Annotated in this window: 12 protein-coding genes and 3 pseudogenes; 8 read left to right on the forward strand and 7 right to left on the reverse strand. The window is 67.3% G+C overall.

The window, feature by feature from the left end; translation table 11 throughout:
* Window positions 1-21 precede the first annotated feature (21 nt).
* The 3 genes from WJ35_RS31280 (at window position 22) to WJ35_RS15470 (ending at window position 2,568) form a co-directional block, all read left to right on the forward strand.
* A complete protein-coding gene (locus tag WJ35_RS31280; RefSeq protein WP_131754498.1) occupies window positions 22-432 on the forward strand; it encodes a hypothetical protein in 411 nt (136 codons plus the stop codon).
* Window positions 390-1,343, forward strand: a complete 954-nt coding sequence (locus tag WJ35_RS15465) for a GlxA family transcriptional regulator (RefSeq protein ID WP_011880049.1) — start codon at window positions 390-392, stop codon at window positions 1,341-1,343. The genes WJ35_RS31280 and WJ35_RS15465 overlap by 43 nt, the downstream gene beginning before the upstream one ends.
* Before the next feature lie 583 nt (window positions 1,344-1,926).
* On the forward strand, window positions 1,927-2,568 hold the full coding sequence (locus WJ35_RS15470) for a response regulator transcription factor (RefSeq protein WP_011880051.1): 642 nt from the start codon (window positions 1,927-1,929) through the stop codon (window positions 2,566-2,568).
* A 196-nt stretch (window positions 2,569-2,764) separates the two neighbouring features.
* On the opposite strand, the gene WJ35_RS15475 is transcribed toward WJ35_RS15470, so the two are convergent.
* Window positions 2,765-4,006: a PAS domain-containing sensor histidine kinase gene (locus WJ35_RS15475; RefSeq protein WP_226098053.1), complete on the reverse strand. Its 1,242-nt coding sequence runs from the start codon at window positions 4,004-4,006 to the stop codon at window positions 2,765-2,767.
* 378 nt (window positions 4,007-4,384) lie between these two features.
* On the opposite strand from WJ35_RS15475, the gene WJ35_RS30190 reads away from it, so the two are divergent.
* On the forward strand, window positions 4,385-4,834 hold the full coding sequence (locus WJ35_RS30190) for a DUF3331 domain-containing protein (protein WP_043292624.1): 450 nt from the start codon (window positions 4,385-4,387) through the stop codon (window positions 4,832-4,834).
* A 173-nt stretch (window positions 4,835-5,007) separates the two neighbouring features.
* A complete protein-coding gene (locus tag WJ35_RS15485) occupies window positions 5,008-5,340 on the forward strand; it encodes a response regulator transcription factor (protein ID WP_045579636.1) in 333 nt (110 codons plus the stop codon).
* A gap of 292 nt (window positions 5,341-5,632) precedes the next feature.
* Here the strand turns inward: WJ35_RS15485 and WJ35_RS15490 are convergent, their stop codons facing one another.
* Window positions 5,633-6,160, reverse strand: coding sequence for a cupin domain-containing protein (locus tag WJ35_RS15490; protein ID WP_230459703.1), 528 nt, complete (start codon window positions 6,158-6,160; stop codon window positions 5,633-5,635).
* 88 nt (window positions 6,161-6,248) lie between these two features.
* Here WJ35_RS15490 and WJ35_RS15495 point away from each other — a divergent pair, with 88 nt between their 5' ends.
* Window positions 6,249-7,187 (forward strand): AraC family transcriptional regulator, encoded by a 939-nt coding sequence (locus tag WJ35_RS15495; RefSeq protein WP_196222102.1) that lies wholly within the window; start codon window positions 6,249-6,251, stop codon window positions 7,185-7,187.
* A 218-nt stretch (window positions 7,188-7,405) separates the two neighbouring features.
* On the opposite strand, the gene WJ35_RS15500 is transcribed toward WJ35_RS15495, so the two are convergent.
* Both WJ35_RS15500 and WJ35_RS15505 read right to left on the reverse strand, forming a co-directional pair.
* Complete coding sequence (locus WJ35_RS15500; protein WP_011880057.1) at window positions 7,406-8,302, reverse strand: oxidoreductase; 897 nt, start codon at window positions 8,300-8,302, stop codon at window positions 7,406-7,408.
* Window positions 8,299-9,519, reverse strand: coding sequence for an MFS transporter (locus tag WJ35_RS15505; RefSeq protein WP_011880058.1), 1,221 nt, complete (start codon window positions 9,517-9,519; stop codon window positions 8,299-8,301). Before WJ35_RS15505 ends, WJ35_RS15500 begins: the two co-directional genes overlap by 4 nt.
* A gap of 138 nt (window positions 9,520-9,657) precedes the next feature.
* Between WJ35_RS15505 and WJ35_RS15510 the strand changes: the two genes are divergently transcribed.
* Window positions 9,658-10,593: a LysR substrate-binding domain-containing protein gene (locus WJ35_RS15510; protein WP_011880059.1), complete on the forward strand. Its 936-nt coding sequence runs from the start codon at window positions 9,658-9,660 to the stop codon at window positions 10,591-10,593.
* Here the strand turns inward: WJ35_RS15510 and WJ35_RS32140 are convergent.
* Window positions 10,590-10,916, reverse strand: a pseudogene (locus tag WJ35_RS32140) (IS3 family transposase); the annotation flags it as partial. The gene WJ35_RS15510 and the pseudogene WJ35_RS32140 sit on opposite strands and share 4 nt — an antisense overlap.
* A gap of 63 nt (window positions 10,917-10,979) precedes the next feature.
* On the opposite strand from WJ35_RS32140, the pseudogene WJ35_RS32145 reads away from it, so the two are divergent.
* A pseudogene (locus WJ35_RS32145) lies at window positions 10,980-11,108 on the forward strand (IS110 family transposase); the annotation flags it as partial.
* Window positions 11,109-11,114: 6 nt separating this feature from the next.
* Here WJ35_RS32145 and WJ35_RS32150 read toward each other — a convergent pair.
* Together WJ35_RS32150 and WJ35_RS15525 are read right to left on the reverse strand one after the other, a co-directional pair.
* Window positions 11,115-11,682, reverse strand: a pseudogene (locus WJ35_RS32150) (IS3 family transposase); the annotation flags it as partial.
* A 230-nt stretch (window positions 11,683-11,912) separates the two neighbouring features.
* Complete coding sequence (locus tag WJ35_RS15525; protein ID WP_046424893.1) at window positions 11,913-13,523, reverse strand: carbamoyltransferase C-terminal domain-containing protein; 1,611 nt, start codon at window positions 13,521-13,523, stop codon at window positions 11,913-11,915.
* Window positions 13,524-13,528 lie beyond the last annotated feature (5 nt).

Consider the following 13,528-nt stretch of genomic DNA (forward strand, 5'->3'; position numbering starts at 1 on the left):
GCTCCAAGGCTTCAAGTTCGGATGCCGGCGCAGAAGCGGCACGTGCCCCTGCGCGGCGCGCAATATTATCCCGATATCGAGCCGGTGTGGTATCGCGCCTTCGCGAGCCTTCGTGTGGGGGCAGAACGCTCGCGCGCAAATGCTGCTGCGCAGATTCCGCTGGATTTTTGGGGTCGCACCGAAAACGAGAGGCCCGCGCGAAGCGTGCCGATCGGCACGCGGCGCCGTTTTCCCGGCTCGCCGTATGGCCATTCTCCCGCGCCGGAAAAATCTTGTAGCATCGCCGGCGTGCCAGCGGGCAGGCAGCGAGCGCCGCTGCCAGCCGGTTTTTTCCTGTTTGTCGCGGTCATGCCGGGTCGGCCGGCGGTGCCGATTCACATGAGGTCAGTATGCGTCGCATTGGGCTCGTCCTCGTCCCGCAGTTCCAGGTGATGAGTTTGCTAGCGTTATCCGTGTTCGACATCGCCAATCTGCGGGCCGGGCGCTCGCTGTACGAGGTCAGCGTCATCTCGGAGGATGGCGGCCCGGTGGAGGCGTCGTTCGGCATGTGCGCGTCGACCCGGCCGGCTCACGCGGCGGAGCTGCACACCGTATTCGTCGGGGCGTCGTTGTCGAAGCCGCCGCTGACCGACGGCATGCGCCAGTTGCTGCTCGATCTCTCCGGCAAAGTCGAGCGGATGGCCTCGATCTGCCTCGGCGCATTTCTGCTGGCCGACGCCGGCTTGCTCGACGGGCGCCGCGCCACGACGCACTGGGCGTACGTCGACCAGTTCAGGGAGCGCTTTCCGGCGGTGAGCGTCGAGAAGGACTGCATCTTCGTGCGTGACGGCAGGATCTGGAGTTCGGCCGGGATGAGCACGGCCATCGACATGGCGCTCGCGATGCTCGAGGAGGATCTCGGCGCGGATGCCGCGCTGGAGGTCGCCAAGGATCTCGTGATTGAACGGTGGCGGCGCTCGGGCGCGCAGCCGCAGACGTCGGTGCTGCTCGAGCATCCGGCGCGCAGCAACCGGATCCACGAGGTCATCACCTACATCCGGCAGCATCTCGGCACCGAACTGACCGTAGAGAAGCTCGCCGACGTGGCGCGAATGAGCAAGCGCCAGTTCACGCGTCGCTTCAAGGACGAAACGGGCCTGACGCCGGCCAAGGCGGTCGATCGCATCAGGCTCGAAACGGCGCGCGATTTCCTGACGAGTTCGTCATGGACCATCGACACGATCGCGCGCGAAACCGGATACGCGGATCCGGAGCGCATGAGGCGCTCCTTCGTGCGCGCGTTCGGGCAGCCGCCGCAGGCGCTGCGGCGACCGGCCGCGACCGAGCCCGTGGATTCCGACTGACGCGTGCCGGCGGATGTCGCATCCAGCATGGCGCGAAACGAGGGAACTGCGTCCCTCCGCGCGCATCGTTGATAAATAAAATGAGCGCTGTCCGGATGGCATCGGTTCCGGGATGCCGCCGGCCGGGGCCTCGCAGCCGACGGGACGCATCCAGCAGATCTCGCTTCAACCCGTCGACATCGTTCCCGCCAGTTGGACGAACTTTCCGCACCCGATTTCAGTGCCGTGCTCGGCTGCGTCCGGTTGCGTTCGCGCACGGGGCGTCGAAGCTGGTGCTCGCCGATCCAGCGATGGCGGCCCCCCAACCTCGACGCGACGCTCGCCGCACGACGGCCGGCCGCGCGTCGGGTACGAGCTGCGGCCGGGCGTGCTCGCTGGTTCGGCGGCGAAGGGGCGCGGTCGGTCGGGCGCGTGCCGGGTTCGGACGCGAACGCGCTCGTCCGCCGCGCAGCGCACGCAATTGCCCGCGGCAAGCATCGAGCACCGGTGACGCAAGCGCCGTCGGACACGCCGGCGCGAGATGCGTCGCGGCCCGCATTCGCGGCACTGAACCAAGACTGAATGGACCGTTGAGACGCAGGATATGGCAGAGGTAGCGACGCAAGACGGTTCGACGCCGGTCGTGTACATCGTCGACGACGATGCCGCGGTGCGCGCGTCGCTCGATACGCTGTTGCGCTCGATGGGCATGCGCGTCGCGACGTTTGCGAGCACGGCCGAATTGCGCGCTACGCAATGGGCGGACGCGTCGAGTTGTCTGCTGCTCGACGTCCGGCTGCGCGGCGAGAGCGGGCTGGTGTTCCAGCAGGCGCATGATCGGCCGCCGGTGCCGATCGTCGTCATCAGCGGCTTCGCCGACGTCGAGGTGTGTCGCAAGGCGCTGAAGGGCGGCGCCGTCGATTTTCTGGTGAAGCCGTTTACCGACCAGGAGCTGATCGACGCCGTGAACCTCGCGCTGTCGCTCGATACGGCTCGGCGTACGAACGACAGCACGCGCCGGCGGCTGCAGCAGTTGTTCGAGCAGCTTACGCGGCGCGAGCGCGAGGTGCTCGCGCACGTGGTCAGCGGGGCGTTGAACAAGCAGATCGCTTCGCAGCTCGGATTGAGTCTGATCACCGTCAAGCAGCATCGCGCGTCGGTGATGCGCAAGATGAATGCGTCGTCGCTAGCCGACCTCGTGCGCAAGTCGGAAGCCATCGGCGTGCACGCGCCGGCGGCGGGCTAGGCGGCGCGGCGATGACGCCGGTTCGGTGTGGTTCCAGTTCGGCTTGCCGATCGAGGTGCCAGGCTCGAATCTATCGGGGACCGCCTATGTGGCGGCCGTCGTGTTGATCCGGCGCTTGGGCGAACCGCGCGTTAAGCCGCCCCACGGCGACGAGGGCAAGCGTTCAGCAAAACCGCGTCTGTCGATACGGCTTTCGTCACCCGTCGGCGGCCTCGGCTGGCCGGCGCGCGGGTAGTGCGAACGAGAAGCGGCAGCCCGCGCCCGGTTCGCCGTGTGCCCATATCCTGCCGTGGTGCGCGTCGACGATCGAGCGAGCGACGGTGAGGCCCATTCCCATGCCGTCGCACTTGCTCGTGAAGAACGGCTCGAAAAGCTGGTCGATCGTCGCCTGTTCGACGCCGGGGCCCGTATCGCAGACGTCGAACACGACTTCGTCGGCATTCGCGGTGACCGACACGCTGAGCACGCGCTCGCGCGACGAACCGATATCGATCGCCTGGATGCCATTGAGCAGCAGATTCGCGAGCACCTGCTGGATCAGAACCGGATCGGCGAATACGCGCGCGTCCGGATCGATCGAACGTTCGATGCGGACGTCCTTTGCGCCGGCTTCGGGCGAGACCAGGAACAGCGCGGCATGCACGGCGTCCGACGCCGCGAACTCGACGAACTGGACCGGCGCCTTGGCGATGAAGCCGCGAATCTTGCGGCATATCTCGGTCGCGTCGCGCGCCCAGCGCGCGGCGCGGGCGATGGCGGCTGTCGCTTCGCCGATGTCGGGCTCGTCGCGAGCGAGCCAGCGCAACGCGGCTTCGGCCGATGAACCGACGGCCGACAGCGGCTGGCTCACCTCGTGCAGGATCGACGCGGACATCTCGCCGAACAGCGACACGCGCGCGGCACGCGCGGCTTCCGCGCGCAACGCGTCGAGCCGGTCGCTGTGCTCCTTCTGTTCGGTCACGTCGAACGCGTAGAAATGCAGGCGCCGGTAGCCGTCCTCGTGCTTCGGCAGCGAGCAGCGCCACACGATCGGCACGCTGCGGCCCTTGAAGGTCAGCAGCGTGCGCTCGCCCTGGCACGCGGGGCTAGCGTCGTAGATGGCGCGCAGCACCGCGCGGTTGCTCAATCGATCGGGCGGCAACAGGATCTGCGCATGCTCGAGGAAATGCGCTCTCGACTCCGCTTCGAACAGGCTCACCACCGCGTCGTTGACGGCCACCAGCGTGTGCTGCGCGCGCAGCTCCGCGACGGCGTGCGGATGCTCGTCGAAATAGCGGTCGAGATCGACGATGCCCGACCGCCGCAGCGCCTGCACCGCCCGATAAACGTGCGACCAGTCTTCGATCAGGATCGGTATCGGCGCCGACAGAAAGAGCTCGCTTTCCGCCGGAGGTGAGTCGCCTGGCGGCTTGAGCGTGAGGGTTGCGGACGTGGGCATGAGGACCAGGTGCTTGCGCTGTGGGCTCGCGTTGCGCGCGAAAAACCGGATGGACAGACGTGACGCATCGGGCCGGCGATCGATGCGTTGCATGTGCGTTCGAATGCAAGTGCAACTATAAGGTAGATCGTTGCGCGTTGCAGTGCGTGCCGCGGGCGGCGGGTAGCCGATCGGCAACCCAAACCTTGGTATGAGACGGCATCCACCACCGGCTGATGGTTCAGACGAAATCGTTCCACTAGACTCGCCTTCGACGTGAGTGAAGGGCGTGGTGCCGCGAAGCGGGGAATCGGCGAGGCGGCAGCTTCGCGGTTTCGTCGGCGCAACGCACCGATGGCGGGCGCCGCATGCGCGGTCGATGCAAGGGGAACGGAAGATATGACGCAGCCAACGTTTGCATACGACGATGTGTTCGAACGTGCACTGATGCGCTTGCTCGATCCGTCGAGAGGCGCCGGCGCGTGCGATGGCGTGGCCGACGCGGCAGCGCGGCGCACGCGGCGCGGGGCGACCGGCGACGTTGCGACCGACGCGGCCGACATGACGGCACCTGCGGCCGTCAAGATCAGGATCGTCGAGATTCTGTCGGCGACGTCGGTCAGTGTGCGCTGGAGCGATCCGCGATTCGGGCATTTCGGCGAACAGGTATGGCGCTGCGTGACCGCGCGGATGGCGTCGCGCTGCGTGCTGACCGGTGTGCCGATCCATTGCGGCGACCGTGTGTACCGCCCGCAGGGGCGCGGCCGTACCGTGCCGTGCAACTGGGACAGGATGATCCACGCGGCGGCCGTCGCGCCGGGCATTTCGTGCATGTCGGACGGTCAGTGACGCACGAGGGACCGCGGCCGGTATCGCACACTTCCACCTGGGCATGACCGTCGCGGCAGCGCGCCGACGATACGTTGCCCGAAATCCGGTTGCGTTCCCGGCCCGGCCGGCGAGCGTGGCGTCACGCGAGACATGCTGTGCACGACAAGACGGTTTGCATCATCGACGATGAAATGGCGGTAAGGCAGTCGCTGGAATCGCTCGTGCGCTCGATGGGCGTGCGCGTGATGTTGTACGCGTCGGCCGAAGCGTTTCTCGCGCACGGAAGCGGCGCGCCGTTGCACTGCATCGTATGCGATATCCAGATGCCCGGTATGTCGGGCATCGAACTGCTCGCGTGCCTGCGCGCGCGTTGCTGCGACGTGCCGTTCATCTTCGTGACCGCGCATCTGAGCGCGCGGCGGCTGGGCGACGCGCAACGCCTCGGCGCATTGTGCGTGCTGGAGAAGCCGTTCGATCCGGGGGAACTCGTGCAGCGGCTGATGTGGGCGCTCGCGGGTTGCTGACAGGGCGGCAGCGGGACACCTTGACTGCGTGCATGCGCTCTGACGGAGGTGCGTTGTGCCGCTTCCACCGTGGTCGCGATCCATTCGCCGGGACGCGTCGGCCGTGTTGCCGTGCAGCGTGCGAACCGGATGTGGGCCATACCATCGCGATCGTACGGCGCCGACGAGGCGGCGGGCGCCGCCATAGCGAGCGCCGCCGATGCGCCGCTCGCGTCGTATCCGCCATGCTCCACGGCGACACACTGCCGCGAGCGGCTGTCACTTTAGGCAACACGTGATCGGTGGCGCGCCGTCACGCGCGCGCCGCCTGCTGTGCTTCGAACATGCCGTGCAGAAGCTCGAGCGAGATCTCCGCGATCGGCGTGCCGTCGTCGCTCAGGATTTCATACAGCAGTTCACCGGGCCGCGGGCGCATGCTGAACAGCACGATGGCGTCCTCATCGCCGCCGCCTTCGCGATGCGGCGTCTCGCCCGCCGGCGTGATCGTGTAGCTGCCGGCCGGACGCGCTTCCCGCAGGCTGCCGTCGTGTTCGTAGATGCGGTGCTCGCCTTGCACGACGAACGTATGGTTCAGCGATGTATGGCGATGCGAAACGATCTGCCGGCCCGCATCGAACCTGAAGATCACATCGGCGATTCGCTGCTCCATGTCGACGTTCATGATGAAGAACGCGAAGTGCGGGAATTCGCCGAAGGGCTGCCAATCAATTGCGCTGGCGTCGAAATTGCTAACGGTCATGCGTCTGTCTCCTGAATGGATCATGTTCGTTTCCTTGGGGTGGGGCGGAAACGTCCCATCAAGATATGCGCCGGATCGCACCCACACTTGCCATTTCGCGCCACGTGCCGATGCGGTGGTTCACCGGATCGGCGCGATGTCGGCTGTAGGCCTGACGCGCGCGCGGTCGATGGGGCCGCTGGTCGAGGCCGTGGTGCAATGCGGCGCATCGGTCGAGCGCCTGTTCGCGCGGGCCGGCTTGCCGTCGCGATTGATCGACGACCCGGACCATCTGATTCCGCTGCGGGACCAGTTGGCACTGGTCGAGCACGCGCGGCGCGAGCTCGGCGATGCGACGTTGCCGGTGCGGCTGTCGTCGGACGGCGGCGTGAACGTCCTCGGACCGTTCGCGGCGCTGCTGCGGACCACGGCGACGCTCGGCGACGCGATCGACTGCGCGAGCCGTCTGATTAACCGTGCGCTGCAGACGGCCACGAAGATGCAGATCGCCCGGCACGGTCGCGACGCGCGCTGGACCTACCATGTCGCCGAGCCGGTCGAATTCGGCCGGCAGGCGAACGAACTGCTGGCGCTCGGCTATATGCGCGACCTGGTGCGGATGTTCGTCGGCAAGGACTGGCAGCCCGAGTTCCTGGTGATGCCGGGCGAGCTGATGGCGCAGGTGGCGGTCGAACAGGCATTGGGCGTGGGGATCGCGCGCGGCGCAGTGGCCACGCTCGCCATGCCGATGGAGCTGCTCGACGCGCCGAATCCGATGCGCACAACCGGCCCGCTGCGCATTCCGCCGTCGCTGCCGGACGAGGACGACTTCGTCGGTACCGTGACCGAATTGGTTCGTACCAGCACGTTGCTGGACCAACAGGCGCGCGTCGACTGGGTAGCGAAACGGCTCGACATATCGAGCCGAACCCTGCAGCGGCAGTTGGCGATGCACGGGCGCGATTTCCGGACGATTCGTCAGGCGGTTTCCTGTGAACGGGCGCACGCGCTGCTCGCAGCCGGGATGCGCGTGACCGAGATCGCGTATGAACTCGGCTACAGCGATCCCGCGCATTTTTCGCGCGCGTTTCGCGCGTGGACCGGTCGGCCCCCGCAGCGGTGGCGGTAGCGCCGCATTGGCAGTGCGTCGAGGCCGGGATCGCGAACGCGGAAATTCAGCACAGCCGCGTGCTTCGGAGGCGATACGACGGGGAACAGATCGCGGCCACCGTCGATGCAGAGAACGCGCGCATGTCCGTGGTGAATCCGGTCAACCAGTTCGGGATATGCGTAACTGCGTTTGCCGAACGGTGCGGCTCGATTCGCTCGCGTGCCGGTTCCCTGCGCCTAGCCCGGCCCATCGCTGGCGGCGGCAAGCAGCGGTACGACCAGATCGCTGATCGGCGTCGGAATGCCGTGAGATCGACCGAATCGCTGCACGACGCCGTTCCGGCAATCCCATTCGAGCGGGTGACCGTGCTGCCGGTCGGCGAGAATGGACGTGCCCAGATCGGGCGGATAGCCCTGAAATGCATCGACGATTTCCTGCGGCACGTCGTCGCCGAGCTTCGCCCCTTCCGCGCGGGCGACCGTCAGACATTCGCGCAGATAGGCGAGCGACAGATCGGCGATGTCGCTTCGCGCGTACATTCCGGCGCGACGGCCGGTCAGCACCATGAGCCCCGCGACCGCGTTCTGCAGCAGCTTGCGCCACGCGAGCGAGATGAAATCCTCGGCGACCTCGACCGAGCAGCGCGTGCCGCGCAAGGCCGACACCACCACGCTGCTCGCCGGCGTATCGGGCACGGTGAGACGCGGCGCGGCGCGCAGCCACACCGACGCGCCCGACTCGCGTTGCGCCGGAAACCAGACCACCGACGGCACGACCGTCGCGCCCGCCGCATACGGGGCGAAGGCGGCTTGCTGCTCGACGCCGTTCTGCAACACGCAAACGACGGAGTTCGTATCGCTGAGCGCGGCGAGCCATGGTGCGGCGCTCGCCACCTGGGTCGACTTCACCGCGACGAACACGAGATCGAACCGTTCGCGGATCGCATGCGGATCGGTGATGACGGGCCCCGGCACGACGATCTCGCCGCCATCGAAGCGCAATTTCAGTTGCGCGTGCGCCGAGCGGCCGCAGATCGCCGGCGTGCGGCCGGCTTCGTGAAGCGCGGCGGCGATGGTGGTTCCGATCGCGCCCGGGCCCACGACGGCGATGGTTGGATGGTCACGCTTGGTCATCGTGTTCCTCCTGATTGGTCATGCGCCAGATGCGGACGCAGTGCGACGGCGAACGGAAAAATCGCCAGCGCGGTCAATGCGGTGGCATAGGTCGCGGCGCGCACGCCGATCGCGTCGCCGAGGAAGCCGTAGAGCACCGGCGAAAGCGCGCCCGATGCAATCGTCCCCGTGTAGAAGATCGCGAAAGCGCGCTCGGTGCGGTCGGGTGACGACATCTCCGGAACGGTTCCGTACAGCACCGACGATGTGCCGTTGAGCATCATGCCGAGGATCGGCAGCAGCACCATGGTAAGCGTCAACGGCAGATACATCACCGCGACGATGCACGCGGCCGTCCCGCCTTCCGTGAGCAGCACCGTGGTCACCACGCCGGTGCGCGCGCCGAGCCAGCCGCACATGAATTTGCCGGCCGCCCCGCCGATGAAGACGAGCGCGAGCGCCGTGCCGACGAGTGGCGGCGACACGCCCTTTGCGTTGAGCAGGAACGGTAGAAACGTGAGCAAGCCCATGCGTACGGCCGTATCGAGCACGCCGATCGAGAACAGCGCGCGGAATCCGCTTCCCACGGCGCCGTCGCGGCGAGCCGGCGCCGCGGCGCCGGCCGTCACGTCGCGAGCCGCCGACGGCACCGCGGGAAACGACGACGCGATGACCGCGGCGAGTACGCAGCCTAATCCGGCGACGATCCACAGCGCGTGACGCCACGGCATCATCGTCGCGAACAGCGAAATGGCCGCCGGCAGCGCGGATTTCCCCAGATCGCCCGAAAAGTTGTAGATACCGAGCGGGCCTCTCGCGTCGCGCCCATAGCTGCGCGACACGGCCGCCGATGCAATCGGATGCTGCGTGCTCGACCCGACACCCGAAAGCGCCAAGGCCGCGGACAAACCGAGCAGCCCGCCCGACATCCCCGCCAGCGCATAGCCCAGCGCGGCCAGCAGCGTGCCGACGGCGAGCGTGGCGCGACTGCCGAAGCGTTCCGCGAGACGCCCCACAGGCAATTGCAGCGTCGCCATCGTGCCGGCATAGACGCCGCGCACGATCGCGAGTGCGGCGAAGTCGAGCCCGAACTCCGCCTGCCACACCGGCAGCAAGGCGTAAATCATGTCCGTATAGCCGTCGTGCAATGCGTGCGCAATGCACGATAGCCACAGCACGCGCGGCCGCGATTGCGCAGCGGCCGCGGCCATCGGAGGGGAAAAATCCGGCAAGCGCATCGTGGTTCTCTCCGTACGCGAGGGAGGTGGGAGCCGCTCGTAGTGTCGATTTCAGCCTCGCCATGCGAATTCTATGACCGAGCTCAATGGCATTTCAATTGAGCTAAAATCGCGCCATTGGAGAGAAAAAGTCACGTCATGGGCGGAATCGGAGAAATTGCGAAGTATCGGGACGAGCTGCCGCCGCTCAATGCGCTGCGCGCGTTCGACGCGGTCGCGCGGCACGGCAGCTTCGCGGGCGCCGCGGTCGAACTGCACGTCACCCACTGGGCCGTAGGAAAGCAGATCCGCTTGCTGGAAGACTGGTTCGGCCGCCCGTTGTTCGACCGTCGGCCGCGCGGCGTCGTGCTGACCGACGACGGCGCCGCGTTGCTCGGCGACGTCAGCAGTGCGTTCGAGCGCCTCGGGACTGCGGCTGTGCGGCTGCGCCAGCACGCATCGACGCAGCGGATATCAGGCGTCGTGCGGGTGAACGTGCCGATGAGCTTCGCGTTTTGCTGGCTGCTGCCGCGGCTCGCCGATTTCCATGCGCGTTACCCCGACATCGACGTGCGGGTGTCGACGACATCGCGCAAGCTGCGCTATGTCGCCGACGCGTTCGATATCGGTGTCCGGTCCGGTGCAGAGGAAGGCGCGAGCGTGGTGTCGCGATCGTTGATGGCCGACTTGCGTGTGCCGGCGTGCGATCCCGCATTGTTGCGTCAGCATCCGATCCAGAGCGTGACCGACCTGCGCCATCACACGCTGCTGCATTCGGCCACCACGCGCTCTGCATGGTCGCACTGGTTGAAGGCGGCCGGCGCTGCCGATCTGCGGGCGGCGCGCCACGTTGAATTCGATCACGTGAATCTTCAGCTCTGCGCGGCCGTCGAGGGCCTTGGCGTGGCACTGGCGTCGCTGCCGCTGATCGGTCGCGATCTCGCCGAGGGGCGCCTCGTGTGTCCGCTTGCGGCGCCGATATGGCGCGCCGACGACTACATGCTGGTGACGAATGCCGATCGCGGCGCGGATCCGGCGGTAGCCGCGTTCGAGCAATGGATCGAGCGCATGGCGGGCCGCGACGGCGGCGTGTGACTGCCGGGTTGCTTGCAAATCAACCCCAGCTCTTCCATCAAGCGGCTGACCTTGAAGCGGCCAATCGTCGTACCTTCCTCGCGCATCATGCCCATGATGCTGCGACTGCCGGCTGAGCTTCGACTCTCGATGAACAGCTCGCGTACCCGGCTACGCAGTGCCATTCGCTCGGCATCAACACGTCGGGCTCGCCCTCGGTGGGCATACAGGCAGGACCGCGACACGTCGAATACCGCGCAGATCAGCTCGACCGATTCGCTTGCGCCAATCTGATCAATTACTTCGTACGTTCGATGCCTTCCGACATCAAGAGCGCGGTAGCCTAATGGAATGGTCTGCCCCACCTCCTGCGCGATACTAGGCGCGTCCACCCTGGGAGAGCGACCATGAACGATCACCGCGTCTATGTCATTGGCATTGATCTCGGCAAGAATTGGTTCCACCTCGTAGCGAACGACGAGCGAGGTACTGAACTATTCCGCAAGAAGCTCAACCGAGGCCAACTGGCAGAATTTGCGGTCACGGCACAGCGCCTCGACGCCCATGCGCTTCATCAGCGTGCGCACGCGACGGCGACCCACTTCATGGCCTTCCCGGCGCAACAGGCGCGCTAGCATCCGTGCTCCGGAAAACGGAAACTCCATGTGCTGTTCGTCGATTCGTCGCATCAGCAACCGATCGACCTCGCTGACCGGCTGCGGTCGGTAATACACGCTCGATCTCGCAATGCCAACCAGCCGCGTCTGTCGCGAAACCGGCAGCGCATGCGTACGGTCGATCATCGCTTTGCGCTCAGCAGTCCGGCCTTGCCGAGCGCTCCGGACAAAAAATGGTTCTCCAGTGTCAACTGGCCGATCTTCGCATGCAGCGTCTTCACATCTACCGGCGATTCGTTCGATGCCGGGCCCGCTGCGCCGAACACATCCGCAGCGCGCTCCTGCAACTGCCGTTTCCATTCCGTGATCTGGTTCGGATGCACATCGAACTGCTGCGCCAGTTCGGCCAGCGTCTGCTCGCCTTTGACCGCTGCCAGCGCCAGCTTTGCTTTGAACGCCCCGCTGAGTGCGTCCGTCCGGTTCTCTTCGTCATTTCCTCGGTTCCTTTGCCAGCATTATCTCTGGCTCTGGCCCCGGCCAAACCACTTATCCGACTGTCCGAATTTGCGCGGCCACCTTTGGTCTGCGAGGTGATGAACTGGCCCGCTCGCGACAAGTGCGGCGCGCAGAGTCTCGACGAGCACTTCTCGGTGAACTACATCGGCCGCCGCATTGCGCAGTTCGGCTGACACGTGCGCGGCACGTTCCACCCGAGCGCCCGCATCACCGTTTCTCGAGCAGCCGGTCGCCGATCCACAGCGCGTCGATGTCGTTGCGCGCGAAGCCGCGCAGCGCATCGGCCGGCGTCTCGACGAGCGGCTCGCCCGCGACGTTGAACGACGTATTGAGCAGCACCGGGATGCCGGCCACGCGTTCGAACGCGCGCAGCAACCGATGGAGATGCGGGTTGTCTTGCGGCGAAACGGTCTGCGGCCGCGCGGTGCCGTCGACGTGCGTGATCGCGGCGATGCGCGCGCGCCACTGCGGCCGGACCGCGCAGATCCGCAGCATGTACGGGCTCGGCGTGTCGAGTTCGAAATAGCGCGCGGCGTCCTCGACCGGAACGCATGGCGCAAACGGCCGGAACGCCTCACGCCGCTTCACCCGCAGATTCATCCGGTCGCGCGCGTCCGCGTGCGCGGGGCTCATCAACAGCGAGCGATTGCCGAGCGCGCGCGGGCCCATCTCGGCGCGCCCGGCGTGCAGCGCGACGCACTGCCCGGCGGCCAGCAGCGCCGCCGTGCGTTCGGCCAGTTCGTCGATCGTGCCGCGCGTGTCGCGGTAGCGCGCGCGATCGGGCAGTGCGGCGAGCGCGGCGTCCACGTCCGCATCGCTGTACGGCCGTCCGCCGTACGGAGAAACCGGTCCGGGCCGAAACGGCACGCCCTGCACACCGTGATACCCCCACAGCGCCGCGCCCAGCGACGTTCCGCAATCGGCGCCGGCCGGCCCGGCGAACACCGCGTCGAAGCCCGCGTCGCGCCACACCAGATCGTTGGCGCGCCCGTTGAGCGACACCTCGCCCGCGAGACAGAGTCGGCGCATCCCGGTCATCTCGCGCACGGCCCGCGCGAGATGCAGCATGGCGCGCTCGCATTCCCGCTGCGCCGCGCGGGCGAGCGTGGCGCGCGCGGCCAGGCTTTCGTCGTCCGTCGCGCCCGCGAGCGGCGACAGGCCGAACAGCCGCACGCCGTCGGCATCGCAGCGGGCGCCGTAATCCACGGCCAGGCCGTCGAGGCGTCCGCCGAGGTCCGGTGCGGCCGCATCGTCGCCATACGGCGCGAGCCCCATCGTCTTGCCGGTTTCGTGCGCGCCGAAGCCGATCGCGACGGTGACCGCCTCGTACAGCGCGCCGATGCCGCACGACGCGCTGCGCATCACGGGCTCGATGCGCCCGTTCCAGCCGATCCACACGCTGTGCGACGACGGCGTCGCGCCTTGCTCGCGTCGATGGCCGTCGACGACGAGAATCGCGGCTTCGTCGAACGGCGAGCAGTAGTACGCGGCGGCGGCATGGCAGAGCGCGTGTTCGACGCGCAGCTGCGGCACGGTATCGACATATGGCGGCAGCGGCGCGGCCTGCCCGGTGTCGACGCACGCGACGAGCGACGGGCGCGCGTCGGCGGGCAGGTCGAGCGCGATGCGGCACGCGTCGACCGCGGCGGCCGGATACGCGCGCGACTGCTTGATGCGGTCGAAACGCTCCTGCCCCGCATGCGCGATGCGGCGCGCGCCGGCCGCCGTCGCGACCCATGCGGCGCCGGTGTTCGGCGCGGGGCCGGTCTGCACGCCCAGCACGCCATCGGCGGGTGCGGGCGGAATTCGGTGTGACATCGACG

Origin of the sequence: Burkholderia ubonensis (assembly GCF_001718695.1) — a bacterium.
In the GTDB taxonomy this organism is placed as follows: Bacteria; Pseudomonadota; Gammaproteobacteria; order Burkholderiales; family Burkholderiaceae; genus Burkholderia; species Burkholderia ubonensis_B.